Genomic DNA, 25,218 nt, shown 5'->3' on the forward strand with positions numbered 1-25,218 from the left:
CGTCCCCTTATTCGAGAACGTCGGTGGCCTTGTGCGGGTGCTGGACGCCATCGACCAGGACCACGTCGGACTGAGAATTGTCGGTGCGCAGCGGCAATATCTCCTGATAGGCGGGCGAGCGGTACCATGCGCGCCTGCTGCATGTCTGGAAATTCGATCATGACGAGGTGGCCCGGCCAGGTGTTTTCAACGACTTCCACCTCGCTGCCATGCACGATGAAGCGCCCGCCAAACGGCTCCAGCATGGCATCGATCTTGTGCAGGTACTCGACGATCTGCGGCCCCGGCGTGACCTGGCGCATATGCGCGACGGCGTAGGCGGTCATGGCTGTCTCCCTGGTGGTCGAAGCCAGACAACCGGCTTGATTGGAGCAGTTTGCCGAGACCTTGCACGCTGGTCGATTGCCCCCGAGGTAATGACACTGAATACAAAACCGACGCGCCTCTGCCGTTGCTGCTCCGAACAGGGCCGTGCGCGAGCCCTGCTGTCACCTGAAAAATATTTCCGCCCGGCACCGATGATTTCCGCACGCCTGCGCTGTCCTTATCGATGAGCGCGCCTGGATGGTCCGGCGGCCGGGAACAGAGAGGTGATCCATGGGATCGTTGCAAGGTCAGAATGTTGTAGTCGTCGGAGGCAGCCGTGGGGTCGGCCGCTCCATCGCGGAGGCCGCCCTCAAGGAGAGAGCTACGGTGCTGGCCGTCGCCCGCGGAAAACAGGCCCTGGCGCGATTTGCCTGGGAGGTCTCGAGCGTGAAGACGCTCGCGGTCGATGCGACGGTGGACTCCGCCCCCGATAAGGTCTTCGCCGCGCTGGAGCCGGACGTGCTGGTAATCTGCGCAGGCGCGCTGGCCCCTTCCGCGCCGCTGCACGAACAGAACTGGAAGGCGTTCTCCGCAAACTGGGACACGGACGTCAAGGCATCGTTCCTGTTTTGCCGGGCCGCTCTGCGGCGTCCGCTCAAGCCGGGAACCCGTATCGTTCTGATCTCCAGTGGCGCGGCCTTGACCGGCGGGCCACCCAATACCGGCGGCTATGCCGGCGCAAAACGCATGCAGATGTTCCTGGCCGGTCATAGCCAGAAGGAAGCCGACCGTCTCGGCCTCGGCCTTCGCTTCATGGCGCTCGCGCCGATGCGCATCATGCCGGAAACCGGCGTGGGCAAGGCCGGCGTCGACAGCATCGCTGCCTATATGGGCATCCAGCCGGCGGACTTCATCGCCGCCATGACCGACATGCAAACGCCGGCCGATGTCGGACGGGCGGTGGTCGCGCTCGCCACCGGCCAGCCGCAAGGCAGTTCCTTCATGGTCAGCGGGAGCGGGCTTGCCTCGGCCGCCTGAGGCGCGCGTAATGCAACGCTCACTCGTAACCGCACAAGCCACATGACAGACGCTCAACCACCTCTGGACCCAGCACCCCAGCCGATCCTCGATCGGCTGGCCTTCGAGAGGGTCACGGCGGCGCATCGCCGCGAGCTCAAGCTGCATTGCTATCGCATGATGGGTTCGCTGCACGAGGCCGACGACCTCGTCCAGGACACGTTGCTTCGCGCCTGGCGCGCCAGATCGGAGTTCGACGGGCGGGGTTCGGTTCGCGGTTGGCTCTACATGATCGCGACCAACGCTTGCCTCAACGCCATCAAGGCGAGGTCGAGGGCGCGTCGCATTCTCCGGGAACCCGGACGGCCGCCCTCGCACGGGGCGGCCATAGGCGGGCCCGTGGCCGACATCGCCTGGCTGGAGCCCTACCCCGACGCCGAGCTTCCAGACATTGCCGGCAGCGAGCCAGGTCCGGAAGCCCGTTACGAGAGCCGCGAGGCCGTCCAGCTCGCCTTCGTCGCCGCGATCCAGGATCTGCCGCCCAGGCAGCGCGCCGCGCTGCTGCTTGCCGACGTCCTGGGATGGTCGGCTGTCGAGACGGCGCGTTTGCTGGGTGGATCGACGGCTTCGATCAACAGCGCGTTGCAGCGCGCCCGCGCAACGCTGGCGGCGCGCTATCCTCAGGGACGGCCGGCCAGCCGATCACGACCCAGCCCTGAAGAAGGCCTGCTGCTCGAACGTTACATGCAGGCCTGGCAGGCCGCCAATCTCGACAGCTTGATCGAGCTGCTGCGTGAGGACGCCATCTACACAATGCCGCCTTGGCGCGAATGGTATCAAGGCCGCGAAGCGATCCGCGGTTTTTTCGAGACCGTCTGGCCGAGGTTTGGCGGCTTCCGCACGCTGGCCACTCGGGCCAATGCCCAGCCGGCGGTCGGGGTTTATTCCCGCAGCCACGATGGCCCTGAATGGCGGGCCCATTCCCTGCATGTGTTCGACGCAGCCGAGGGCGGGATCGCTTCCTTGACGATCTTCATAGGGCCGCTCGGGCCATCTCTGTTCCCGGTCTTCGGCCTGCCACCAGCCTAACCTACCCCTGGGCCAGCCTTATCGGTCAAGTTCCGGGAAGTACGGGTCCGAGAAAAACCGCCGGTCGCGCTCGCCTTGCAGGCAGTCGATCGGTGCGTCGATGCGGATCGTCCTCGGATCCACCTTGGGATACTCGATGCCGCTGACCTCGAGGATCAGTTTGCGGCGAGTGGCGGTGGCGAATTCGGAAGCAGCATAGATCGGCAGCACGAACGAGCCCGGCCCGCCGGTGACGCATTCGGCATAATACCGGTCGAGATGGCTGAAGGTGGGTGACGGGCTGATCAGGATCGGCAGTCCGTTGATGACGATGCCCTTCGCCAGCGCCGCATCGCGTGCCGTTGTGACCGGCAAGCCGGTGTTGTTTGGGCCGTCGCCCGAGACGTCGATGACGCGGCGTTTGCCGGCGAAGGCCGTGCCGTTGAAAAGCTCGGCGCCGAAGGCCACTGCACCGGAAATCGAGGTGCCGCGAAAGCTCCTGAACGGGCGGGCCGCGATCTTGTCGGCGAAAGCGTTGGCGCTCTCCTTGCTGTCGACGACCTGCCAGGCAATGACCGCGTCGTCGCGGATGGTGCCGGCCCATTCGAAATAGGCGATGGCGATGCGGCCGGAGGTGCCGGCACGCACGGCGTTGATGAAGTCGGGATGGCGCAGCGCCGCGACATAGCCGGCGCGCTGCAGGGCAAACTCCCTTTCATCCATCGACTGCGAGATGTCGACGGCCAGCACCAGCTCGACATCGACGGCAAGTGCATTGGCCGGCGCGGCCGCAGGTGCTGCGGGGGCGCAGGCAAGGCAGGCGAGCAGGGCGAGAGCGTCAAGCATGGCCGATCGGAACGTTCCCATCTGAAACGATCGCGACAGTTTTTCGCCGCGATCGCGGCGAAATAAAGCTTGCCCTTCTATTTCTTGCCGCCGGCCGAGGCGATGGCCGGAGGCGGTTCGATGGCACCTGCCCTGATACGGACCGGCTTGAGGGGCGGTTGGCCGGCATCCTTGACGATGGTCAACGCCCGCCGGAAGAAGCGGGCATTGTGCTGGCCGCGGCCGATGTTGAGGATCGCGGCGTCGGGAAGGCGCTTCTCCAGCATCGACAGCACTTGCCTCAGCGTCGGGCCGTCGAACGCATCCAGCGCCTCGTCGATGATCACCCATTTCGGCCGTCGCAAGGCCAGCCTGGCAAAGGCCAGCAGACGCTGCTCGTCGTCGCTGAGCTCACGCTCCCAGCGCGCCGAGCGATCGAGCGAGGACGACAGGCGTTGCAGCCCGACATCGGCCAGCACCTCCGAGATCTCGGCATCGCTCGCCTCGGCCGCGCCGCCCGAATGGTTGAGCACCTCGCGCAGCCTGCCGAGCGGGAAATAAGGGGTGCGCGGAACAAAGATCGGCGCTTCTCCGGCCGGCATGCCGATCCGCCCGCTGCCCCATGGCCACAGACCGGCAATGGCCCGGAAGAACAGCGTCTTGCCGGCGCCCGGATCTCCGGTGATCATGACCCGGTCGCCGGCGCGGATTTCGACATGCGGCTCGGCAAGCTTGGTGCATCCCTCCGGCGAGGCGATCTCGAGTTTCTCGAAGGTCAGGCTGCCGTCCGGGTTTTCGCCGAATGAAATGCGCCTTTCCGTATCGTGCAGCGCGTCGGTGTCACCAAGCGCGATGCGGAAGTCGGCGACCCGCATCAGCGTGGCGCGCCAATCGGCGATGCCGCCGATATTGTTGATGAACCAGCGCAGCGAAGAATGGACCTGATTGAAGGCGCCAACTGCCATCATCAGCCCGCCAAAGCTGATATCGCCGGCGAAATAGACCGGTGAGGCGACCAGGATCGGCGCGACGACAGTGATCCAGCCATAGGTGTCGGTAACCCAGGAAAGATTGATCTGGGCGCGGTAGATGTGCCGCATGGCGCCCAGCACCATGCCGAGATCGAATTCGAGGCGGCGCCTGGCATCGGCCTCGCCATGCGCCAGCGCGATGGCATCGACATTCTCGTTGACGCGAACCACCGAGGAACGCAGCTCCGCTTCACGCGTATAGCGATCATTGTTGAAGCGGATCAGCGGCCGCCCGACCAACCAGCTCAACCAGGAGGCGGTGCCCGCATAAAGGATTGCCGCCCAGACCATGTAACCGGGTATGGCCAGCGAATGGCCGCCTATGTGGAAGACGAAGCCGGAAGACAGCGACCACAACACGCCAACAAAGGAGGCAAGCAGGATGCAGGACTGCAGCAGGCCGATGCCGAGGCCGGTGGAAAGATCCGAGAGATGCGCGACATCCTGCTGCAGGCGCTGGTCGGGATTGACGCCGATGGCGCCGGCATGGGCCAGCCGGAAGGCGCGCGCCGGCCGCATCCACTCGCCGATCAGGTCGAGCGTCAGCGCCTCGCGCAGCTTCAGGCGGATCATCTGGTCGAGCCAGGTCTGGCCCACGTTAAACAGAAGCAGCCCGCCGGCTATTGCCGCAAAGACCAGAAGCTGATGCAGGAAGGCCGGCATGTCGCGCCGCGCCAGCGCGTCGAAGAACGGCTGGTTCCAGCGATTGAGCAGAATCTGCCCGACCGAGGTTGCGACAATGACGGCGACGATGCCGATCGCGGCCCAAAACAATTGCTTTCGCACCGGCGAGGTGGTCAGCGCTATCTTGATTGTTGCCAGCTGCTCACGCAGGCTGCTGGCTTCGATCGAGGTGGCAAGCTTCTGGGCGCTGGCCTCGACATCCGGATGATCAGCCATGAGTGAATCCTTGCATTCGGAAGCGGTGCTGAAGCCCGGTCATAGAAATCGCCGGTCATAGAACCGATTGCGTATGCCTTCAATCGGGCAGCGAACCCGTCCGCGACAGATAGGTGAGAAAAAGCCTGCGTCGGATCACGAACGCGTCATCCTGCCGGCGCCGGATGTTCGGCCCGCGACAGCCGGCCGAGCGTCGGGGCGCCATGCGGCGAGAGAACCGGCACGAAGACGCGGCGGGACGCGCGCTGGGCAACCGGCACGCCTTGATAAAGCCGCTTCTGCGCCTCGACGACGATAACGCCCGAAAAGATCGGCCAGAAGCGCCGGCCGGCGCGTTCCAGCACATTGTGGAACTGCATCATGAAACGTCGCGGCGACGGCGGGAAGAACAGCGCATCGGACCATGCTGCCGGCGTGAAATTCGCTTCGCGCAGCAATTCGGTGAGCTGGCCGCGCGAGAACGGCCGGCCATTGCCGAAAGGCGTATGCTCGAAGCGCGCCCAGACGCCGCGCCGGTTGGGCACAACGATGACGACACGGCCGGCCGGCGACAGCACCCGCCAGATTTCGTTCAGCGTCTCGCGCGGGTTCTCGACATGTTCGAGCGAATGGACGAGCAGCATGCGGTCGATGCAGGAATCGACCAGCGGCAGTTCCTCGTCGAAGACCAGCGCGGTCGCCGTCGGCCCCGTCGCCGGCCAGACGACCGCGCCCTGTGTTGCCGGCATGAAGGCAAAGACACGCTCGGCATCGCTGCCGAAACGTTCCAGCCACGGCAAGGTATAGCCGAGGCCGACCAGCCGCTCGTTGGGCACTACGGCCCATATCGAGGACAGCGCCATGGTGATCGAGCGTTCGGCCAGGCGGCCGAGCGTGGTCGAATAAAAAGAACGGAGATCGACAATGTCTGAATGCATGCGCGGAACGGTAGCTTCGAAGCAGTCCAAGTTCAACAAAGGCAGATGACATCGGCCGGCAGGCGCCCTATGTCTGCGGCAATAAAGGGAGAGATGCGATGCCGGTCGAGATCGAACAATTCATGTGCCGTAGCGACAATTTCGGCGTGCTGGTGCACGACCCGAAAAGCGGCCAGACGGCGCTCATCGATGCGCCCGAGGAGGCGCCCATCCTGGCGGCGATCAAGCGCACCGGCTGGACCCCGACGATGATTCTGACCACCCACCACCATCTCGACCATGTCGAGGCCAATTTGGCGCTGAAGGAGCGTTTCAAGCTGCGCATTGTCGGTCCGGAAGCCGAAAAGGCAAAGATTCCCGGCATCGACGAAACCGTCGAACAGGGCTCGGTTGTCCGCCTCGGCGACGAGCGGATCGAGGTCATCGCCACGCCCGGCCACACTGCGGGCCATGTCACCTATCATCTGCCGGCGTCGAAAGTGGCATTCGCCGCCGACACACTGTTTGCGCTCGGCTGCGGGCGGCTGCTCGAATGCAAGCCGCCGGTGATGTACGAATCCCTGAAGAAGCTCGCGGCGCTGCCGGCCGACACGGTCGTCTATTGCGGGCATGAATATACGCTGGCCAACGCCCGTTTCGCGCTGACCGTCGACCCGACCAATTCGGCGCTGAAAGAGCGCGCCGCGAAAGTCGAGGCGTTGCGCGCCGACGGCAAGCCGACGCTGCCGACGACGATCGGCGAGGAAGTGTCGACCAATCCGTTCCTGCGCTGGCACGATCCGGCGATCCGCAGACATCTCGGCCTGGAGAAGGCCTCCGACGCCGAAGTGTTCGCCGAGATCCGCAAGCGCAAGGACAATTTCTGAGCGGCGCCAGGAGCTAGGGTCATGACCAGTTCCGCCGAAATCATCGCTCTGCTCGGCCTGAAGCCGCATCCGGAAGGCGGCTGGTATGCCGAGACCTTTCGCGACGGCGCGGCAGGCACCCGAGGCCATTCGACGGCGATCTATTTCCTCCTCGAGAAGGACCAATTGTCGGCTTGGCACCGGGTCAAGGACGCGGCCGAGGTCTGGCATTTCTATGACGGTGCGCCGCTGGCGCTGTCGATCCATCGAGAAGGCGGTCCCGTCATCGAGGAGATCCTCGGTACCGGGCTCGCTGCAGGCGAGCGGCCGCAGATCGTCGTGCCGGCGGGCTGGTGGCAATCGGCACGCAGCCTCGGCGAATGGACCCTGGTCGGCTGCACCGTGGCGCCGGGTTTCGATTTCGCCGCCTTCGAACTTGCCGAACCAGGCTGGCTGCCGGGAACGCCATAGGCACCTAGCCCAGCAGGAAACCCAGCGTGATCGCCAGCTGGCCGACGTAATACAGCGCCCATACCGCATAGCGCATCCAGACGCGGTGCGGCGAGAGGGCGGACAGCAGGAACTTTTCCGCGGCGTGCAGCCCGTCGGACAGCATGAGCAGGACGATGCCGCCAATGACCCCGCTGTTCAGGGTGAGCGCCGCAATGCCCATGGCAAGCAGTGCCGCGGCATGCACGCCGATCGGCAAACGCAAGGCAGGGCCGACGCGGCGCCGGAGCGCGAAAACCATCGCCAGCACCGACACGGCCATCGCCAGCACGATCGCTGCTCGCCATGGCTCGGCCAAAAGCAACCCGAGGCCGCCGCCGGCACGCAGGAACAGCACGACGTAAAGCACGTGCGCGGCAAGAAAACTGGCGGTGCCGCCGAGAAATGCCTTCTCGCCGTCACGCGACAGGAGGGCGTCGCCGACGGCACTGACGCCGAGTGCGGCGACGAGCAGCCATGGACCGCCCTGCTGCACGACCAGCACCGCAAGCATCGCCACCGCCAATGCCCTTGCCGCCGACCGCGAAAGGCGCGGCGGCATGCCGAGGCTGAACGCGTAAATCACCGCCGCCGCCAACGAAAACACCAGCGTCGCATTGGCATTGGCATCGATGCCGCCGGGAAACGGCATCAAGCGTTTGCCTCGCTCGTAGCCCTCTTGCGCAGGAACAGCGATTTCGCCGCCAGCGCCGCGCCGCCGGTGATCAGCACGCAGGCGGCGAGGATGCGCCATGACGGCTGGGCGAAGCCGGCGGCGATCAGCACCAGCGTCGACAGCAGCGGCGCGGCATAGCTCGCCGCCCCGAGCACCTGGATGTTGCCGCGCTTGACGCCGATGTCCCAGGCATAGAACGCCGCCCCCACCGGCATCAGACCGAGGCCGAGCACGGCCAGCCACTGGCCGGCGCCGGCGGGCAGCACCGTCTGTTCAAGCAATAGGTGGCAGACCAGCGAAAGGACCGCGGTGGCGGCGCAGAACCAGGTGACGATGCTGGTCGGCACCGACGGGAAACGCCGCGACAACAGCGAATAGGACGACCACAGCACCGCGCAGACGCCGGCCATGGCGTAGCCGAAGGCATAACGCGCGTCGAAGGCAAGCCCGCCGCCTTTGGTGACGATCAGGACCGTGCCGGCAAGGCCGAGCAGCGCGCCGGCGACGTGGTTCCAGGCCAGCCGCTCGCCCGGCATCAGCGCCGACCCCAGCACGATCAGCAGCGGCCACAGATAGGCGATCAGGCTGGCCTCGACGGCCGGCGCATTGCGGAGCGCGGTGAAGTAGAAGAAGTGGTAGCCGAACAGGCCGGCAATACCGATCACCCAGACCTGGCGCGGTATCTTCGCGGCGCCATCGGCTGCCGGCATGAACAGCCGGGCAACCAGCCCGACGCAAGTGCCGATCGTGAAGGTGATTGCCGAAAGCAGGAACGGCGGCACGGCGCCCGAAGCATCCGTAAGCAGCGCCAGCAGCGCCCACATGGCGACCGCGGAGAAGCCGATCAGTGTTGCGCGCGCCATAGCCGTCGCCCCCTGCCCATCGTTGGCGGCGCACCATCACGCCTATTCGTTTGCTTCGAACCGCTCCGCGCTGATCGTCAACGGGCCGATTTGCGTGCTGACCGTGGCGCGGATCGGCGCATATACGCCGCTTTGGCCGACTGGTGCAAACGTCACCATGATGCGGCTGCGTTTCTTCAGGTAATTCAGCGCCTTGCGGTTCTTGCGGTAACCGGCCACCGGCTCGAAGCCCAGCCTGCAAGTGACCGTATCGCCCTTGTAGCCGGCCACCGAGATCGACCCTTTGGACTCGTAGGTCAGTTTGAGATCGGCACGCATTTCGCCGTCATAGAGCTTCACCGTGCGCCCGCAGACCTGGTCGAGGCTGTCGGCATGGATGACGGTCGCGGCCATCGGATCGAGGACCGATACGAGATCGCTGCCGGCCAGCGGTATCCAGTTGTTGGGATTGCGCTTCTTCGGCTCAGGCACGACCTTGGTCGAGGTGACGACGCCGTTGGCAAACCGGATGTCGATCATCGATGCCTTCTTGCCGGACGTGTAGTCGGCGTGGAACGCTTGCGGCTGCAACCGCTTGCCCGAAATCTTGCCCTTCGACGAGATCGTACCTCGCGTATCGTCGAACAAAGTGGCGAGCCCGGCGGCGGAGACGCTGCCCTCGATCGAATAGGTGTCGCCCTCGTAGTGGCTGGAGAATTTCGCTTTGGCCACGGAAAGGCCGAGGAACGATACCGAATACTCGCCCGTGAAGGATTGCGGCTCAGCGGCCGAAACCGTCGTCGACAGCGCGACGGCCATCAGCACGACCAGGGCATGGAGGAAAGAACGAGGCATGGCGGGTCCTTGGTTGTCGACCGGACGGGCGGCTCCGGTCTGGCATGTCCCTGTGCGACCGCTTATAGGCTGAATTCCGGCCTTAATGTGAAAGGCGGCGTCGACAGGGAACGCTGGGGAGGGTCCAGGGCCAGAAAAAAACCCGCCTCGGCGGGCGGGTCGTCGGTGCGAATCAGCACCATACCTAAATTAGTAGCATAGCTGCCGGCACAAAGCAAGAACAAAATGCGGCCATCGACGAATTTGCGGATCTGCCTCGGCCCGGATGAGGGAAAGGGTTGCGGCTTCACTCCAGCTTGGGCTCCTCGCCCCACGAAAGTGGGGAGAGCGCAACCATCATGCGTGGCGAGGAACCCAGATCTTGGGAGATCCGCGGAACAGCAACATCTCCTCCGGAGGAGGCGATCAGCAGCTTCACTGACGACACCTACTCCGAAAGTGCGATTCCCCATCCCCGAAGCAACCCCCAAGCTTGACGCCTCGGCGAAATGCAACTATGGAACGCCAACTTTTTCCATGAGGCCGCCTGACCGAAACCGCGCGCCACCCGGCGCGGGTCGAATGTTTGGCCAGGACCGAGAACCGAAGGTTAGTATCATGTCCCGCACTTGCGAACTCACTGCCAAGGCAGTCATGTCCGGCAACAATGTGAGCCACGCCAACAACAAGACCAAGCGTCGCTTCCTGCCCAATCTCGTCAATGTGACGCTGATCTCGGAAGCGCTGAACCAGAATGTGCGCCTGCGCATTTCGGCCAACGCGCTGCGTTCGGTCGAGCATCGCGGCGGTCTCGATGCCTTCCTGGCCAAGGCCGATGCCAAGGAATTGTCGCAGCGCGCCCGCCTGTTGAAGAAGCAGATCGCCAAGAAGCTCGCCGAACAGCCGGCCGCCTGAGTTTTTCGGCGGCAGCCGCCTTCCAGGGCGTGACCGGGGTTCCGGATCGCGTTCCGCTGGTTCCATTACCCAGGATAAAAAAATGATCTTCCTCTCGCGGTACCTGCCCTTCGTGGCGGCCATGGCGCTCGTCGTCGTGGCCTCGAACATCCTTGTGCAGTTCCCGATGCAGGGTGCAATCGGCGGGTTGTCGTTGGCCGACATCCTGACCTGGGGCGCCTTCACCTATCCGTTCTCATTCCTGGTCACCGATCTCGCCAATCGCCGTTATGGACCGGCGGTGGCGCGCAGGATCGTCTTTGTCGGCTTCATGACAGCGGTGATCTGCTCGATCGTCATCCCGCCGCTGCTGTTTCGCCACGGCCTGATCGAATTCGAGACCGCCGCCGACCGGCTGGTGCGCATTGCCACGGCCTCGGGCGCCGCCTTCCTCACCGCGCAGTTGCTCGACGTCACCGTGTTCAACCGGTTGCGCCGGCAGAGTTGGTGGCGCGCGCCGGTTGTCGGCACGCTGGTCGGCTCTGTCTTCGACACGGTGGTGTTTTTCACCGTCGCCTTTGCGGCGGCTTTCGCCTTCGCCGGACCGAACGACGGCTTTGCGCTGGAAACCGCGCCGCTGATGGGTGTGTTGCCGGTCGAGACGATGCGCTGGGTATCCTGGGCGCTCGGCGATCTCAGCGTCAAACTGGTCATAGCGGTGGTGGCGCTGATCCCCTACCGGCTGCTTGCCGCCCGCTGGAGCCAGCCGGCACTGGCGGCCTAGACCATGACCCGGAACCGAAGGTCCGCGTTAGCGGAAAGTGGGAACCGGTCTTCGGACAAGATCATGGTCGAACAAAGGGGCAGTCTTTGATCCCCTGGCTCCAACTGGATTCGGCAAAAACGCCTGACGGCGGACAGGAACTTCGCCTGAAACGGCGCGGCGGCGAATTCTCAATCATGCTTGGTGCGAACGAGCTGATGAACAGCCGGCTCAGCGGTTCCGAAGAGGCGCTTGCGAAACTGTCCTGTCAAAGGATTGCCGGCCGCCGGAACCCAAGCATCCTGATCGGCGGCCTCGGCATGGGCTTTACCTTGCGTGCGGCGCTGGCCGAGCTTGGCGACGAGGCCCAGGTCACCGTTGCCGAACTGGTGCCGGCAGTCGTGATTTGGGCTCGGGGCCCGATGGCCGAGCTGTTCGGCGGCTGCCTTGACGACCCGCGCGTCAGCATTCGTGAGGCCGATGTCGGTCAGCTCATCCGATCGCAAGCCTCGGCCTGGGATGCGATCCTGCTCGACGTCGACAACGGCCCCCAGGGCATCGTCTACAAGGGCAACGACGCGCTCTACGGCGGCGCCGGCCTGAACAGCGCGAGAGCAGCTCTCAAGCCCGGCGGTATGCTGGCGGTCTGGTCGCAGGGCCCTGACGCAGGCTTCACCCGGCGGCTCAAGCAGGCGAGCTTCACGGTCGAGGAGGTCAAGGCGCGGGCTCACGGCAAGCGCGGCGCCCGTCACGTCATCTGGCTCGCGAGCAAAGCCTAGCGGAAGCAATTTGGGCGGATTGCTGTTTGGGCTCCGCCCGGCACACCGACTACTGCGGTTTCTGAAGCTCGGCGACGAGCGCCTGCAGCAGCCCGCGATCGCGCGTCAATCCTCGTGCAGGATGAATTCCAGGTAAAGATTGCGCTGCAGGATCGAGTGATTGTCGTCGGACATCATGGACACGATCAGCGCGCCATCGTCGCGGGTCCAGACGTCGAGCGCTTCCATATTGTCGATCTGGTAACCCATGTCGGCTTCGAGCAGCACCGGCCCGTCGGCGACAGCGCCCTTCTCGACGCTTTCGCCATAGATGCGCCGCAGCCGCATCTTGACGCCGCCAGCCATCGAAAAACTGCGCTCCAGAAGCAACAGGTCGCCATCCGGCAGGAAGGCGCCGTCGGTGATGTCGAAATCGCCATTGCGCTTGACGGTGAAGACGCCCTTGTGCGGCCCTTCGATGATCGCGGCAAAGATGTTACCGGCCTTGTCGAGGCTCTTTTCCGACACCACGACCAGCCCGCCCGCGTGCTGTCCGTAAGGATGGGCGCGGGTGACGGTCTCGAAGCCGCGATTGCGCCGAAGTTCCCAGGCCGGGATCAGGAAGTCCAATTGCCTGAACGGCGCCCTCATGTCATCCGGATCGATCTTGAACTCTGCGATACGGTGATCGCGCTCGAAACCGACCGTGGCAATGCCGTCCTGGACCGCGAGGCCTTCGGCATCGACCGCCCATTTCTCGTCGATCGGCTGGCCGGCCGCATCGACCATCTGCTGCATGCGAAAATTCTGGATGCCGGAAGGCCGCTTGTCGGCATCGTGGACGAGGGTGCCGAAGAACCAGAAGCCGGTGTCGGCGACGCCGATGAAATCGCTGCCGGGCTTGAGGAACCGAAGCGCCGACAGCGCGCCGAAATCGCGCGTCGACGAGGTCATTTCGAGCCCGCCGACGAATTCAAGCGGCCCGAACTGTTTGTCCGGCCGGCCGATGTGGAATTCGCTGATCGGCCGTGCCGTGATCTCGGCCGGCTCGACCGAGGCCGGGCCGGCAGCGACAGCCGGCGCCAAACCGATGCCTAACAACGCAATGGCGGCCAAAAGCTTCTGCCAAAAGCCGCCGCGGGAAAAAATCATCCGGCGCGCCGTATGCCGCCGCGCCGCGTGTCGCGCACGGTTTCCTCGGCGAACAGCGAGGCCAGCTGCTCGGTCATGGCGCCGGCCAGTTCTTCGGCATCGACGATGGTTACAGCGCGGCGATAGTAGCGGGTGACGTCGTGGCCGATGCCGATGGCCAAAAGCTCGACCGGCGAGCGCGTCTCGATGAGCTCGATGATGGCGCGCAGATGCCGCTCGAGATAATTACCCGGATTGACCGACAGCGTCGAATCGTCGACCGGCGCGCCGTCCGAGATCATCATCAGGATCTTGCGCTGCTCCGGCCGCGCGATCAGCCGGTTATGCGCCCACAGCAGCGCCTCGCCGTCGATGTTTTCCTTGAGCAGGCCCTCGCGCATCATCAGCCCGAGATTGCGGCGCGCCCGCCGCCACGGATGATCGGCGGATTTGTAGATGATGTGGCGCAGATCGTTGAGACGGCCGGGGTTCGGCGGCTTGCCTTCCTTCAACCATTTCTCGCGCGCCTGTCCGCCCTTCCAGGCGCGGGTGGTGAAGCCGAGGATTTCGACCGAGACGCCGCAGCGTTCCAGCGTGCGCGCCAGAATGTCGGCGCAGGTCGCGGCGACCGTGATCGGCCGGCCGCGCATCGAACCCGAATTATCGAGCACCAGCGACACCACGGTGTCGCGAAATTTTGTATCACGCTCCTGCTTGAAGGACAGAGGCTGCATCGGGTCGATGACGACGCGCACCAGCCGTGCCGGATCGAGATAGCCTTCTTCGAGGTCGAAATCCCAGGAGCGGTTCTGCTGCGCCATCAGCCGGCGCTGCAGCCGGTTGGCCAGCCGCCCGACCACGCCCGAAAGGTTGGCGAGCTGCTTGTCGAGGAAGGCGCGCAGCCGGTCGAGCTCCTCCTCCTCACACAGTTCCTCCGCACCTACGGTCTCGTCGAAGGCGGTGGTGAAGACCTTGTAGTCGATCTCTTTCGGCAGATTGGTGAAGGGATTGTCGTTGCGGCGCGCCTCGCCGGGCGTCTCTGCATCGGCATCGTCGTCGTCGGAGAGATCCTCGGCGGTGGCGTCGGAGGCTTCGGTCTCGGCCGATTGCTCGTCGTCGGACGATGCCTCGGTATCCTCTGACTGCGACTGCTCGGAGCCGGAATCGTCTTCGCCGCCCTCCTCGCTCTGCTCCTCGCCTTGCGGCTGGTTTTCGTCGTTGTCCTCGGAGTCTTCCGTCTCCTGGTCGTCGCCGAGCTCCTCCGCCATTTCCATGGAGGCGAGCATCTCGCGCACGACGCGGGCGAACGCCTGCTGGTCGTCGAGCTTTGCCGACAGCCCGTCGAGATCGGCACTGGCTTTTTCCTCGACCCAAGGGCGCCAGAGATCGACCAGCCGTTCGCCGCTCTTCGGCACAGTGCGGCCGGTCAGCTTTTCGCGCACCATCAGCGCCAGCGCCTCCTCGATCGGCGCGTCGGCCTTGTCCTTGACGTCGGCGAGGTTGGCCCTGGCGTATTTGTCCTCGAGCATCGAGCCGATATTGTCGGCAACGCCCTGCATGGCGCGGCTGCCGATCGCCTCGACCCGGGCCTGCTCGACCGCGTCGTAGATGGCGCGGGCCTGTTTGCCTTCCGGCGCCAGCCTGGTGTGGATGCGCGTATCATGGCAGGCGCGCTTCAGCGCCATGGAATCGCCGAGCCCGCGGGTAATGGCGATGTCCGCCTTTGATGCCTTCTTCGGCAGTTCCGGCAGCCGGGCGCGGCTGCCGGCCAGCGCCGGCCGGTCCTTGGCGAAACCGACCTCGAGATCCTTGTCGCCGGCGATGGCGCGCATGCAGACGGTAACCGCGCGCTTGAAGCTGTCGGCCTCAGCGCCGGTCTTGGATTTGTTTCGCGTGTTGTCGCCCGGACCCGCCATCGAGACTCTGCTTAGCCCAGCACCACATTCGCCGCCGATTCCGGCAAATCTTCGCCGAAGGCGCGCTGGTAGAATTCGGCGACCAGCGAGCGTTCGAGCTCGTCGCATTTGTTGAGGAAGGTCAGCCGAAACGCCATGCCGATATTGCCGAAGATTTCGGCATTCTCGGCCCAGGTGATAACCGTGCGCGGGCTCATAACCGTCGACAAATCGCCGTTGATGAAGGCCGAGCGCGTCATGTCGGCGACACGGACCATCTTGTTGACGATCTCCTTGCCCTTGCCGTCGCGATAGTGCTTGGCCTTGGCCAGCACGATGTTCACTTCGTTGTCGTGCGGCAAATAGTTCAGCGTGGTGACGATCGACCAGCGGTCCATCTGCGCCTGGTTGATCTGCTGGGTGCCGTGGTAGAGGCCTGTGGTGTCGCCGAGGCCAACCGTGTTGGCGGTCGAAAACAGCCGGAAGGCCGGATGCGGGCGGATAACCCGGCTCTGGTCGAGCAGCGTCAGCCGGCCCGACGATTCCAGCACGCGCTGGATGACGAACATCACGTCCGGGCGGCCGGCATCGTACTCGTCGAAGCACAGCGCGACATTGTGCTGATAGGCCCAGGGCAGGATGCCGTCGCGGAATTCGGTGATCTGCAGCCCGTCCTTGACGACGATGGCGTCCTTGCCGACGAGGTCGATACGGCTGACATGGCTGTCGAGGTTGACACGCACGCAAGGCCAGTTGAGGCGGGCGGCGACCTGCTCGATATGCGTCGACTTGCCGGTGCCGTGATAGCCCGACACCATGACGCGGCGGTTATAGGCAAAGCCGGCGAGGATCGCCATCGTCGTGTTCTTGTCGAACAGGTAGTCCGGATCGATGTCGGGCACATGCTCGCTCGTCACCGAATAGGCCGGCACCACCATCTTGGAGTCGAAGCCGAATGTCTCCTTCACCGACACCGTGGTGTCGGGCAAGTTGGCGATGTCGCGATCGACCTTGTTCATCTCTATCACGTCTCCACAAGCGAAACGCCGCGTTTCGCTGGTAATCGATTTTGTTCGGGGGCGGTCTTAGAGCCTTTTCCAACCCTATGAAAGTTGGAAAGCGACACGAACCGTAAGGTCGCTCAGCACAAACCTGCCTGCTTGAGCACGCGATACGCCTGGAGCACATCGCGGAACCGGTCTTCCGAACCTCTGTCGCCGCCATTCGCATCCGGATGGTGGCGTTTCACAAGTTCCTTATAGCGCGCCTTGATATCCTTGCCACTTGCCTTTGTATCAAGGCCAAGCGTTTCCAGTGCCTTGGCCTCAAGCGGCTTGGCCTTGCGCTCGCGTGCTTCGCGCGGGTCCTTCGGGCCTTTGAACAGGTCGAAGGGATCGCGCATGCGATTGTAGTAGCCGGCACGGCCGGAACGCGCCTGGGCGAAGTCGGGCGAGGAGCGTGTCGAGGCGCCGTTGACGCCCATTTTCCAGGTCGGCCGGTGGCCGGTCATGGCTTCCTTCTGGAAGCGCGCGATCTCGGTGTCGGGAACGCCCGAGAAATAATTGAAGCCCTTGTTGTACTCGCGCACGTGGTCGAAGCAGAACTGGAAATACTCGCCTTCCTTCATGCGTCCGACCGGGGCGCGGTGGGTACCGGCCTCCTTGCAGCCATCCCACTGGCAGATCGGCGAACGCGACTTCAGCTCCGCGTCCTTCTCCGGGCGGATACGAATCTTTTCGAAATATTTTGGGTACGGCTTCATCTCACCCATTTATGGGCCGTTCGCGGATGCGAAACAAGAATTGACATTTTCGCGATGATCGCCCTAACCGCTGAATCGCGGCATAAAACCGGCGAATGGCGAATTTTGTGCGATGACATAGATGTGGTGAAGGGAAGCGGCGATGTCCATACAGGCAACGATGGAAGATAAGCTGAAAAAGGCGTTTTCGCCGGAACGGCTGGACGTCATCAACGAAAGCCATCTCCATGCCGGTCATCATCACGTGGATTCCGGCCATCACGCTGCCTTCGACGGCGCCGGCGAGACGCATTTCCGCGTCCGCATCGTCGCGCCAGCCTTTGCCGGCATGAGCCGCGTCGAGCGTCACCGTGCAGTCAACGATCTGCTGGCCGAAGAGTTGAAATCCGGCGTCCACGCCCTGGCGATCGAGCCGGCGGCGCCCGGCGAAAAGACCCGCTGGTAGATCAGCCGAGGCTCGCCCTCAGGAAAGCTATCACCGCCGCTGTCAATGCATCGCCTTCGGTGCCGAAGTCGCGATTGATCGACATGTGCGAATAGGCGCTGCCGTCGAACAGCGTGACCCTGGTTCCGGTGGCGCGCAGACGCCCGGCGAAGGCCTGCGCGTCCGCCGCGCGGGCTTTCGCCCGTGAATGGGCGATGAAGGTCGGCGGGTGCTTGCGGCCTTCCACATAGGTGACAGGCGACAGCGCGCGCCACTGCGCCGGATCGGGAAAGGCGCGGGCATAGACCCCTGCCATGCCGCCGCTCCTGGCCAATGCCTCCAGGTCGTAAGCCCTGGTGTCGTCGAGGATCAGCGCCGCGACCCCGGGCAGGCCGCCGCGCAGGCCGGTCAATGCGACGAGATGGCAGCCGGCCGAATGGCCCATCGCGACGATCCGGTCCGGATCGCCGCCATGCCTGGCGATGTTGGCGCGGACGTAGCGATAGGCCAGTTCGACATCCGCCGCCTGGGTGGCGACGTCGGCCTCGGGCAGCATCCGGTAGTCGATCGAGACGAAGCAGAAGCCATTGTCGAGCAGGAATTGCGGCTTGGCATTGACGTTGCCGCGACTGCCGACCCGCCAGGCGCCGCCATGGACGAAGAAGACGACCGGCAGGCCGCTTGCGCCCGCGCGGGAATAGATGTCGAGCTTGGCCGGCCCATAGTCGAAGGTTTCGGGCAACGGCGAACGCAGCTGCAATGCCGCCGCCTGCCCCGGCAACAGCGCCGCCATTGACACCAGAAGCAGGCTTCGCCGATCGATTGTCATAGACTCCTGACTGCCCAAGGCTGCCACACGGTGCGCACTGTCATTCGCCAAGCATCGCCGGCTTGATCCTCAGCCGCGCGATACGGTTCTTGTCGCGCTTCATGACGACGAAGCGCTTGCCGTGAAACGTAAAGGCCTGCTTTTCGTCCGGGATCGACTGCGCCTCGTGGATGACAAGGCCGGCAATGGTGGTGGCTTCCTCGTCCGGCAGGTTCCAGTCCAGCGCCCGGTTAAGGTCGCGGATCGGCACCGTGCCGTCGACGACGACGGAGCCGTCGGCCTCCTGCTTGACGCCCTGGATGTCGATGTCGTGCTCGTCGGCGATCTCGCCGACGATCTCCTCGATGATGTCCTCCAGCGTCACCAGCCCTTCGACCTCGCCATATTCGTCGACGACGATGGCGAAATGCGCCTTGCGGCGCAGGAAGGCGTTGAGCTGCTCCTGCAGCGTCGTGGTGTCGGGCACGAACCACGGTTTAGACGCGATCTTCATCACGTCGATCCGGGAGAAATCGTTGCCGACCTCGTTCAGGGCGCGCAGCAGATCCTTCGCGTGCAGCACGCCGACAATGTTGTCGAGCGAACCCTTCCACAACGGCATGCGGGTGTGCGGGCTCTGCAGGATCTCGCGAACCACCGCTTCGGGCGGGTCATCGGCATTGACCGAGCGCATATTCGTGCGGTGGACCATGACGTCCGACACTTCGAGCTCCTCGAGGTCGAACAGGCCGCCGATGCGGGCGCGGTCCTCGCGCACCACCTGGCCGTCGCGGCGGAAATCGTCGACGGCGCCGCGCAGTTCCTCGCGCGCCGAGCGCTGCGGCTCGATGCGCTGCAGCTCATAGCCGAAGGCGGCGAGCAGGTGCCGGCGCAGGACGAAGCCCAGCAGGCCGAGGCCGGCGAGCACTGCTGCCGCGATCCAGCCGGCCTGACTCATCCCGGGCGGCTTTCCTGCCGACCCGGATGGTTCTCCCTGAGGAACGCCAGCACTTCCGAGGCCGGCACATCCCTGGCGATGAAGGCCTGTCCGACGCCGCGCGTCAGGATGAAGGTCAGCGCGCCGCGCGACACCTTCTTGTCCTGGGTGATGAAGGAGAACAGCTGCTCGGCGTCGGGCAATTCGCCCGGAATGTCGGCCATGCGCCAGGGCAGGCCGACGGCGCGAAGATGCGCCTCGACGCGCGCCGCATCGTCGGGGCTCGCCAAATTGAGCCTTGAGGAAAAGCGGTGCGCCAGCGCCATGCCGATGGCGACGCCTTCGCCATGCACGAGCCTTGCGCCGTCATAGCCGGTCGCCGCCTCCAGTGCATGGCCGAAGGTGTGGCCGAGATTGAGCAGGGCGCGGTCGCCGGTCTCGAACTCGTCGCGGGCAACGACGTCGGCCTTGGCGCGACAGGCCTCGGCGATGGCGGCAGCCCGCTCCGGCCCGCCGGCAAACACTTGGCGCCAGTTTTCTTCCAGCCAGGCGAAGAACTCCGGCCGGTCGATCAGCCCGTATTTGGCCAGTTCGGCATAGCCGGCGCGAAACTCGCGGATCGGCAGCGTGTCGAGCACTTCGGTATCGGCCAGCACCAGCTTGGGCTGGTCGAACACCCCGACGAGGTTCTTGCCGCGCTTGCTGTTGATGCCGGTCTTGCCGCCGACGGAGGAATCGACCTGCGCCAGCAGCGAGGTCGGAACCTGCACGAAATTCATGCCGCGCCGCGCGATGCCGGCGGCAAAGCCGGCCAGGTCGCCGATGACGCCGCCGCCGAGCGCGATGACGACGTCGCCGCGCTCCAGCTTGGCGGCCAGCACGCCGTCGACCACCTCTTCAAGATGCGCAAAGCTCTTGGTCTTTTCGCCTGGCGGCAGCGTGATGACGGCATGTTGGATGCCACCGCTTGCCAGGCCGGCCGCAAGCGTTGCGAGATGCGCGGCTGCGACGTTTTCGTCGGTGACGACCGCCGCCCTTGTGCCCGGCAGGCGGCGCGAGATCTCGGCGCCGGCGCGTGACAGTAGGCCGGGGCCGATCAAAATGTCGTAGGCACGCTCGCCAAGCCCGACTTCGACAGAGACCGTTGCATCAGCGCTCACGACCGCACCTCATCGATGTCGGCAACACCGAGATGGCCGCGCAGCGCGTCCACCACCTCGGCGGCAATGATCTCCTTGCGGTCGTCGCGGGTCGGCACGGTGACATCGGCCGCGGCGTAAACCGGGTAGCGTTCCGCCATCAGCCGTTCCAGCACGGCGCGCGGATCGGCGCTTTTCAGCAGCGGCCGGTTCTGCTTCTTGGAAACGCGCTCCATCAACAGATCGATCTCGGCCTTCAGCCATACCGAAACGCCATGGCTGGCGATCGCCTCGCGCGTCTGCGCGTTCATGAAGGCGCCGCCGCCGGTCGACAGCACCTGCGGCCCGTGCTCCAGCACACGCAGGATGACGCGCTGCTCCAGTGCCCGGAACTCAGCCTCGCCATAGCGCTCGAACAGGTCCGGGACGCTCATGCGCGAAACAGTTTCGATCTCCTGATCGCTGTCGATGAAGGGCAGCGCCAGCATCGCCGCCACCTTGCGGCCGATGGCCGTCTTGCCGGCGCCCATCAGCCCGACAAAGACGATGGAACGGCCGCCCAGCCGGCCGAGCAGCGCGGCATGGCTCTCGCCCGAAGGATTTGCTGGTAGCGCGTTCATGCTTCTAGGGCCTCTTTGCCGGCGTATCGACATCAAAAGCCTGTTTGCGTCAAGCGTAACGCGCCCAAGACCGGATATGGCTTCTCCCTTGAATTGCCCGGATTGGCGTCTCATAAGGGCACAGGGTTGGAAATGCAGAATAAGACGACGGGCGAAAATTAATGCCAACACTGTTTCGCTTTGTCGTGACGCTCGCGATTCTGGCCGGCATTGTCTATGGCGCGATGTTCGCCTTGGTCATGTTCGTCGAGCCGAGAAAGGCGGAAATGAGCGTGCGTATCCCTCCGGAAAAGCTCAATCCGAAAAAATGAACAGCGCCGCCCGCATCGAAGCCTTCCTGGAAATGATGAGCGCCGAGCGCGGCGCCGCCGAAAACACGCTTTCGTCCTATCGCCGCGACCTCGAGGACGCTTCCGCCGGGATCGCCGGCGGACTTGCCGGTGCCACCAGCGCCGACATCCGCGCCTATCTCGACGACATCGCCGCGCGCGGCTTCGCCGCCACCTCGCAGGCGCGCAAATTGTCGGCGATTCGGCAGTTCTTCAAGTTCCTCTATGCCGAGGGCCTGCGCGGCGACGATCCGACCGGCACGCTGGACAGCCCGAAGAAGGGCCGGCCGCTGCCGAAGACGATGAGCGAAGCCGATACCGGCCGGCTGCTCGACCGCGCCGCGCAAGAGGCGAAGGACCCCTCCATGCATGACGGCGACACGCTCGCGGCGCTGCGCCTCCACGCACTGGTCGAGGTGCTCTACGCCACCGGCTTGCGCGTTTCGGAGCTGGTCGGCCTTCCTGTGGCGGTGGCGCAGCGCGACGACCGCTTCTTCATGGTGCGCGGCAAGGGCAACAAGGAGCGCATGGTGCCGCTGTCGGCCAAGGCGCGCACGGCGATGCGGACCTGGCTTGCCGCACGGGCGGCGGTGCCGGCTCTTGCCGACAGCCCGTTCCTGTTTCCGGCCGCCGCCGACAGCGGCTATCTCTCGAGACAGGTCTTTGCCCGCGAGCTGAAAGCGCTTGCCGCGCGGGCCGGCATTGCCGCGGCGAAGATATCGCCGCATGTGCTGCGGCATGCTTTCGCCAGCCATCTGCTGCAGAACGGCGCCGATCTCAGGGCCGTGCAGCAGCTGCTTGGCCACGCCGATATTTCAACGACGCAGATCTACACGCATGTGCTGGAGGAGCGGCTGATGCGCCTGGTCAACGATCATCATCCGCTTGCCGACTAGGCGTCATGTCGCTATGTGAGAACGACGTTCCACCGCGCCCAGCCTGCATTTTCAGGCTTGCGTCAGTCATTGCCTTCCGACTTGCCGGTCCGCCCAAGAATGTACAATTACCTCGATTTCGAAAAGCCTGTACAGGATCTCGAAGGCAAGATCCTCGAGCTGAAGAAGCTTGCCGAGAACGGCGAGGCGGTCGATGTCGGCGATGAGATCGCCCGTCTCGAGAAGCGCTCGCGCGATGCGCTGCGCGACGCCTACAAGGCGCTGACGCCGTGGCAGAAGGTGCAGGTGGCGCGCCATCCGGACAGGCCGCACTGCATCGACTACATCAAGGGCCTGCTTACCGATTTCACGCCGCTCGCCGGCGACCGCAACTTCGGCGAGGACCAGGCGATCGTCGGCGGCTTCGCCCGCTTCCGTGGCGAGCCGGTGGCGATCATCGGCCAGGAGAAGGGTTCCGACACGGCAAGCCGGCTGAAGCATAATTTCGGCTCGGTGCGGCCGGAGGGCTACCGCAAGGCGGTGCGGCTGATGGAACTCGCCGACCGCTTCCAAATCCCGTTGCTGACGCTGGTCGATACGGCCGGCGCCTATCCCGGCGTCAACGCCGAAGAGCGCGGCCAGGCGGAAGCCATCGCCCGCTCGACTTCGGCCTGCCTTGGCCTGAAGGTGCCGTCGATCTCGGTGGTGATCGGCGAAGGCGGCTCGGGCGGCGCCATAGCGATCGCCACCGCCAACCGCGTCTACATGCTCGAACACGCCATCTATTCGGTGATCTCGCCGGAGGGCGCCGCCTCGATCCTGTGGCGCGACACCACGCGGTCCAAGGATGCCGCGACCAACATGAAGATCACGGCGCAGGACCTGCTGGAGCTGAAGATCATCGACGCCATCATCGCGGAGCCGCTCGGCGGTGCCCATCGCGCCCCCGAAACGGTGATCGCCGCCACCGGCGACCTCATCGCCAGGACGATGAAGGAATTCTCCGGCGCCAACACCGACTTCCGCGAGCATCGCCGCGAGAAATACCTGGCGATGGGCCGCAATCTGTAACCAACCCAGGCACGCGGCCTGAAATGTGGCGGCGCGAACCAGTTTCGCCACAAAAATGCCGCTGCATTCGGCTCAGTGGGCTTGCCGTAAGGGGACGCGCCGCATGCTTGCGGTAAGGAATTTTCAAGGTTAACGGGCTTAGAGTCCGTCAGTGGTCGGTTTAGCAGCTGCGGCATCCGCGGCGCAGAGATGAGACGATAGCCATATCCATGTTTGCCAAGCTTGCCCGCACCGGAGTTCTGATCGCCGCGATCGGCGTCGCCGGCTGCAATGACGCTTCGATGAAGGATTTTGCGCCGCAAGCCAACAAGCCGCTGCCGGACAAGATCCTGGCCGAAATGAAAGCCAAGGGCATGGTCCGCACCTCCTCGGTGATGGCCCGCATCTTCAAGGAAGAAGGCAAGCTCGAAATCTGGAAGGCCAAGACCAACGGCCGCTACGACCTGGTCGCGAGCTACGACATCTGCAAATGGTCGGGCAAGCTCGGCCCGAAATTCACCGAAGGCGACCGCCAGGCGCCGGAAGGCTTTTACACGGTCCGCCCGGCACAGATGAACCCGCGGTCGAATTACCACCTGTCCTTCAATATCGGCTACCCCAACGCCTATGACCGTGCCAATGGCCGCACCGGTTCCAACCTGATGGTCCATGGCGCCTGCTCGTCGTCTGGCTGCTATTCGATGACCGACGCGCAGATCGAGCAGATCTACGCTTTCGGCCGAGACGCCTTCCAGGGCGGCCAGACCGAGTTCCAGATCCAGGCTTTTCCGTTCCGCATGACTGCAGCCAATATGGCGCGCTATCGCAACGACCCGAACTACGAATTCTGGAAGATGCTGAAGGTTGGCTACGACAATTTCGAGGTCACCAAGGTGCCGCCGAAAGTCGACGTCTGCGAGAAGCGCTACGTCTTCAACCAGGTTGCAGCCGACGGCTCGACCTTCAATCCGACCGGCCCCTGCCCGCCGACCACCCAGCCTGATTCGCTGAAAAGCGCCATCAACGCCTATCAGAGCACCTATGAGGCGGCCTTCAACGGCGCCATAAAGGCCAGCGTGCCGGCGCCCAAGCCGACCATCGCCGGGATCAAGGAAGCCAGCATCGTTTCCGACTGGTCGAAACGGCGCGCGCGCGGCGAACGCGTGCCGATCGAGCCGCCCTCGCTCAACCCGGACGGCACGGTGACCGAAACAGCGCGCATGGGCCGCGTCGATTCGCCGGCGGGCCGCAAGATGGCGGCGCTCGACGCCGAAAAGGCTGCCAAGCAGAAGGCCGAGGAACAGCGGCTTGCCGCGATAGAAGCGGCGAAGGCAGCGAAAGCCGCAGCCAAGGCGCAAGCCCTAGCCGAGAAGGAAGCCGCCAAGGCGCAGGCATTGGCCGAAAAGGATGCTGCCAAGGCGGCGGCCGAAGCGCCTGTCGCGACCGCAACCGTCGCGCCATCCGCGGAGGCCGTTCCGGTCGCGGAAACGCAGGCTGCGGACGCCGAAAGCACGGCGACACGGCTGAAGAAGAAGCTGCTCGGCATGTTTGGCGGCTGAGGTTCATGCTTGAACAGGAAGCTGGAGGCCAAGAAGACAGGCCCTCAACCAGCCCCGCCGCCGTCTACGACCTCAAAGGCTTGAACTGTCCGTTGCCCGTGCTCAAGGCAAAAAAGCGCCTGGCCGCAATGCAGCCGGGCAGCCGCTTGTGGCTCGAAACCACCGACCCGCTCGCCGTCATCGACATTCCCGCCTTCTGCGCCGAGAGCGGCCATCGGCTGATCGAAACGACGGCGATGGCAGGCGGCCACCGCTTCCTGGTCGAGCGCGGCTGAGCGCGTGATCTCCCCCCTCGAGGGGGAGATGTCGCCGAAGGCGACAGAGGGGGTTGCCTCGGCTGGCGCGACGCCATGTACGACCAAAGAGAAAGTTGGCGCTTCACGCGCGGCAACCCCCTCTGGCCTGCCGGCCATCTCCCTCTCGAGGGCAGGGCTATCGCATATGAGTGATGGCATTGATGAGATAGTCGTCGTTCCAGGCGCATTTCTTGATGCGATGGCTGATGGGGACTTTGGCAGCATCGG

Annotated in this window: 27 protein-coding genes and 1 pseudogene; 13 read left to right on the plus strand and 15 right to left on the minus strand. The window is 64.5% G+C overall.

Annotated features, from left to right (window positions below; translation table 11 throughout):
- Nucleotides 1-7 precede the first annotated feature (7 nt).
- Nucleotides 8-326 (minus strand): annotated as a pseudogene (locus NKI79_RS25860) (DUF1330 domain-containing protein).
- 271 nt (nt 327-597) lie between these two features.
- Between NKI79_RS25860 and NKI79_RS25865 the strand changes: the two are divergent.
- A complete protein-coding gene (locus NKI79_RS25865) occupies nt 598-1,344 on the plus strand; it encodes an SDR family NAD(P)-dependent oxidoreductase (RefSeq protein WP_352805579.1) in 747 nt (248 codons plus the stop codon).
- Between the two features lie 42 nt (nt 1,345-1,386).
- Entirely contained in the window at nt 1,387-2,412 is a 1,026-nt protein-coding gene (locus NKI79_RS25870; protein ID WP_352805582.1) for an RNA polymerase subunit sigma-70, read from the plus strand.
- Nucleotides 2,413-2,430: 18 nt separating this feature from the next.
- On the opposite strand, the gene NKI79_RS25875 is transcribed toward NKI79_RS25870, so the two are convergent.
- The 3 genes from NKI79_RS25875 to NKI79_RS25885 form a co-directional block, all read right to left on the minus strand.
- Nucleotides 2,431-3,237 carry a DUF1194 domain-containing protein gene (locus tag NKI79_RS25875; RefSeq protein ID WP_254816638.1) on the minus strand — a complete coding sequence of 269 codons (807 nt, stop codon included), beginning with the start codon at nt 3,235-3,237 and terminating at the stop codon, nt 2,431-2,433.
- Between the two features lie 77 nt (nt 3,238-3,314).
- Nucleotides 3,315-5,147 carry an ABC transporter ATP-binding protein/permease gene (locus tag NKI79_RS25880; protein ID WP_352805585.1) on the minus strand — a complete coding sequence of 611 codons (1,833 nt, stop codon included), beginning with the start codon at nt 5,145-5,147 and terminating at the stop codon, nt 3,315-3,317.
- Between the two features lie 146 nt (nt 5,148-5,293).
- The gene (locus NKI79_RS25885) at nt 5,294-6,064 is read right to left on the minus strand and encodes a class I SAM-dependent methyltransferase (protein ID WP_352476256.1); all 771 of its coding nucleotides are present in this window, start codon (nt 6,062-6,064) and stop codon (nt 5,294-5,296) included.
- Nucleotides 6,065-6,162: 98 nt separating this feature from the next.
- Between NKI79_RS25885 and gloB the strand changes: the two genes are divergently transcribed.
- Both gloB and NKI79_RS25895 read left to right on the plus strand, forming a co-directional pair.
- A complete protein-coding gene (gene gloB / locus NKI79_RS25890; RefSeq protein WP_352805588.1) occupies nt 6,163-6,930 on the plus strand; it encodes a hydroxyacylglutathione hydrolase in 768 nt (255 codons plus the stop codon).
- 21 nt (nt 6,931-6,951) lie between these two features.
- Entirely contained in the window at nt 6,952-7,380 is a 429-nt protein-coding gene (locus NKI79_RS25895) for a cupin domain-containing protein (RefSeq protein WP_352805589.1), read from the plus strand.
- Nucleotides 7,381-7,384: 4 nt separating this feature from the next.
- Here the strand turns inward: NKI79_RS25895 and NKI79_RS25900 are convergent, their stop codons facing one another.
- From NKI79_RS25900 to NKI79_RS25910, 3 genes are read right to left on the minus strand one after another with little or no spacing between them, the layout of a single operon-like run.
- On the minus strand, nt 7,385-8,050 hold the full coding sequence (locus tag NKI79_RS25900) for a lysoplasmalogenase family protein (protein ID WP_352805592.1): 666 nt from the start codon (nt 8,048-8,050) through the stop codon (nt 7,385-7,387).
- On the minus strand, nt 8,050-8,937 hold the full coding sequence (yddG, locus tag NKI79_RS25905; RefSeq protein ID WP_352805593.1) for an aromatic amino acid exporter YddG: 888 nt from the start codon (nt 8,935-8,937) through the stop codon (nt 8,050-8,052). The genes NKI79_RS25900 and yddG overlap by 1 nt, the downstream gene beginning before the upstream one ends.
- A gap of 42 nt (nt 8,938-8,979) precedes the next feature.
- Complete coding sequence (locus NKI79_RS25910) at nt 8,980-9,771, minus strand: DUF3108 domain-containing protein (protein ID WP_352649297.1); 792 nt, start codon at nt 9,769-9,771, stop codon at nt 8,980-8,982.
- Between the two features lie 597 nt (nt 9,772-10,368).
- Between NKI79_RS25910 and rpmB the strand changes: the two genes are divergently transcribed.
- The 3 genes from rpmB (at nt 10,369) to NKI79_RS25925 (ending at nt 12,186) form a co-directional block, all read left to right on the plus strand.
- Entirely contained in the window at nt 10,369-10,665 is a 297-nt protein-coding gene (gene rpmB / locus NKI79_RS25915; RefSeq protein WP_006328411.1) for a 50S ribosomal protein L28, read from the plus strand.
- A gap of 82 nt (nt 10,666-10,747) precedes the next feature.
- Entirely contained in the window at nt 10,748-11,428 is a 681-nt protein-coding gene (locus NKI79_RS25920; RefSeq protein WP_352476250.1) for a queuosine precursor transporter, read from the plus strand.
- 86 nt (nt 11,429-11,514) lie between these two features.
- Complete coding sequence (locus NKI79_RS25925; protein ID WP_352476249.1) at nt 11,515-12,186, plus strand: spermidine synthase; 672 nt, start codon at nt 11,515-11,517, stop codon at nt 12,184-12,186.
- A gap of 105 nt (nt 12,187-12,291) precedes the next feature.
- Here the strand turns inward: NKI79_RS25925 and NKI79_RS25930 are convergent, their stop codons facing one another.
- The 4 genes from NKI79_RS25930 to NKI79_RS25945 all read right to left on the minus strand — a co-directional run bounded on the left by NKI79_RS25930 (nt 12,292) and on the right by NKI79_RS25945 (nt 16,962).
- Nucleotides 12,292-13,317 carry an esterase-like activity of phytase family protein gene (locus tag NKI79_RS25930; protein ID WP_352476248.1) on the minus strand — a complete coding sequence of 342 codons (1,026 nt, stop codon included), beginning with the start codon at nt 13,315-13,317 and terminating at the stop codon, nt 12,292-12,294.
- The gene (gene cobT, locus NKI79_RS25935) at nt 13,314-15,212 is read right to left on the minus strand and encodes a cobaltochelatase subunit CobT (protein WP_352805597.1); all 1,899 of its coding nucleotides are present in this window, start codon (nt 15,210-15,212) and stop codon (nt 13,314-13,316) included. The genes NKI79_RS25930 and cobT overlap by 4 nt, the downstream gene beginning before the upstream one ends.
- A gap of 11 nt (nt 15,213-15,223) precedes the next feature.
- Nucleotides 15,224-16,210 carry a cobaltochelatase subunit CobS gene (gene cobS / locus NKI79_RS25940; protein WP_023721131.1) on the minus strand — a complete coding sequence of 329 codons (987 nt, stop codon included), beginning with the start codon at nt 16,208-16,210 and terminating at the stop codon, nt 15,224-15,226.
- Nucleotides 16,211-16,332: 122 nt separating this feature from the next.
- The gene (locus tag NKI79_RS25945; protein WP_254816626.1) at nt 16,333-16,962 is read right to left on the minus strand and encodes a J domain-containing protein; all 630 of its coding nucleotides are present in this window, start codon (nt 16,960-16,962) and stop codon (nt 16,333-16,335) included.
- 133 nt (nt 16,963-17,095) lie between these two features.
- On the opposite strand from NKI79_RS25945, the gene NKI79_RS25950 reads away from it, so the two are divergent.
- Nucleotides 17,096-17,398 (plus strand): BolA family protein, encoded by a 303-nt coding sequence (locus NKI79_RS25950; protein WP_352476246.1) that lies wholly within the window; start codon nt 17,096-17,098, stop codon nt 17,396-17,398.
- A gap of 1 nt (nt 17,399) precedes the next feature.
- Here the strand turns inward: NKI79_RS25950 and NKI79_RS25955 are convergent, their stop codons facing one another.
- Genes NKI79_RS25955 through NKI79_RS25970 form a run of 4 tightly spaced genes read right to left on the minus strand, consistent with a single transcriptional unit; the run spans nt 17,400 to nt 20,881 of the window.
- Nucleotides 17,400-18,206: an alpha/beta hydrolase gene (locus NKI79_RS25955; RefSeq protein ID WP_352476245.1), complete on the minus strand. Its 807-nt coding sequence runs from the start codon at nt 18,204-18,206 to the stop codon at nt 17,400-17,402.
- Between the two features lie 40 nt (nt 18,207-18,246).
- Nucleotides 18,247-19,143, minus strand: coding sequence for an HlyC/CorC family transporter (locus tag NKI79_RS25960; protein ID WP_352476244.1), 897 nt, complete (start codon nt 19,141-19,143; stop codon nt 18,247-18,249).
- Nucleotides 19,140-20,282: a 3-dehydroquinate synthase gene (aroB, locus tag NKI79_RS25965; protein WP_352805601.1), complete on the minus strand. Its 1,143-nt coding sequence runs from the start codon at nt 20,280-20,282 to the stop codon at nt 19,140-19,142. The genes NKI79_RS25960 and aroB overlap by 4 nt, the downstream gene beginning before the upstream one ends.
- Entirely contained in the window at nt 20,279-20,881 is a 603-nt protein-coding gene (locus NKI79_RS25970) for a shikimate kinase (protein ID WP_352476242.1), read from the minus strand. Before NKI79_RS25970 ends, aroB begins: the two co-directional genes overlap by 4 nt.
- A 161-nt stretch (nt 20,882-21,042) precedes the next feature.
- Between NKI79_RS25970 and NKI79_RS25975 the strand changes: the two genes are divergently transcribed.
- The 5 genes from NKI79_RS25975 (at nt 21,043) to NKI79_RS25995 (ending at nt 24,969) form a co-directional block, all read left to right on the plus strand.
- On the plus strand, nt 21,043-21,192 hold the full coding sequence (locus NKI79_RS25975) for a hypothetical protein (protein WP_023677884.1): 150 nt from the start codon (nt 21,043-21,045) through the stop codon (nt 21,190-21,192).
- Nucleotides 21,189-22,106: a site-specific tyrosine recombinase XerD gene (locus tag NKI79_RS25980; protein ID WP_352476241.1), complete on the plus strand. Its 918-nt coding sequence runs from the start codon at nt 21,189-21,191 to the stop codon at nt 22,104-22,106. The genes NKI79_RS25975 and NKI79_RS25980 overlap by 4 nt, the downstream gene beginning before the upstream one ends.
- A 99-nt stretch (nt 22,107-22,205) precedes the next feature.
- Nucleotides 22,206-23,156, plus strand: a complete 951-nt coding sequence (locus NKI79_RS25985; RefSeq protein ID WP_352471457.1) for an acetyl-CoA carboxylase carboxyltransferase subunit alpha — start codon at nt 22,206-22,208, stop codon at nt 23,154-23,156.
- Nucleotides 23,157-23,365: 209 nt separating this feature from the next.
- Nucleotides 23,366-24,694, plus strand: a complete 1,329-nt coding sequence (locus tag NKI79_RS25990; RefSeq protein WP_254817064.1) for a L,D-transpeptidase family protein — start codon at nt 23,366-23,368, stop codon at nt 24,692-24,694.
- Nucleotides 24,695-24,699: 5 nt separating this feature from the next.
- A complete protein-coding gene (locus NKI79_RS25995) occupies nt 24,700-24,969 on the plus strand; it encodes a sulfurtransferase TusA family protein (protein WP_352805604.1) in 270 nt (89 codons plus the stop codon).
- Nucleotides 24,970-25,218: the final 249 nt, after the last annotated feature.

This window comes from Mesorhizobium sp. M0340 (assembly GCF_040321535.1).
Classification (GTDB): domain Bacteria; phylum Pseudomonadota; class Alphaproteobacteria; order Rhizobiales; family Rhizobiaceae; genus Mesorhizobium.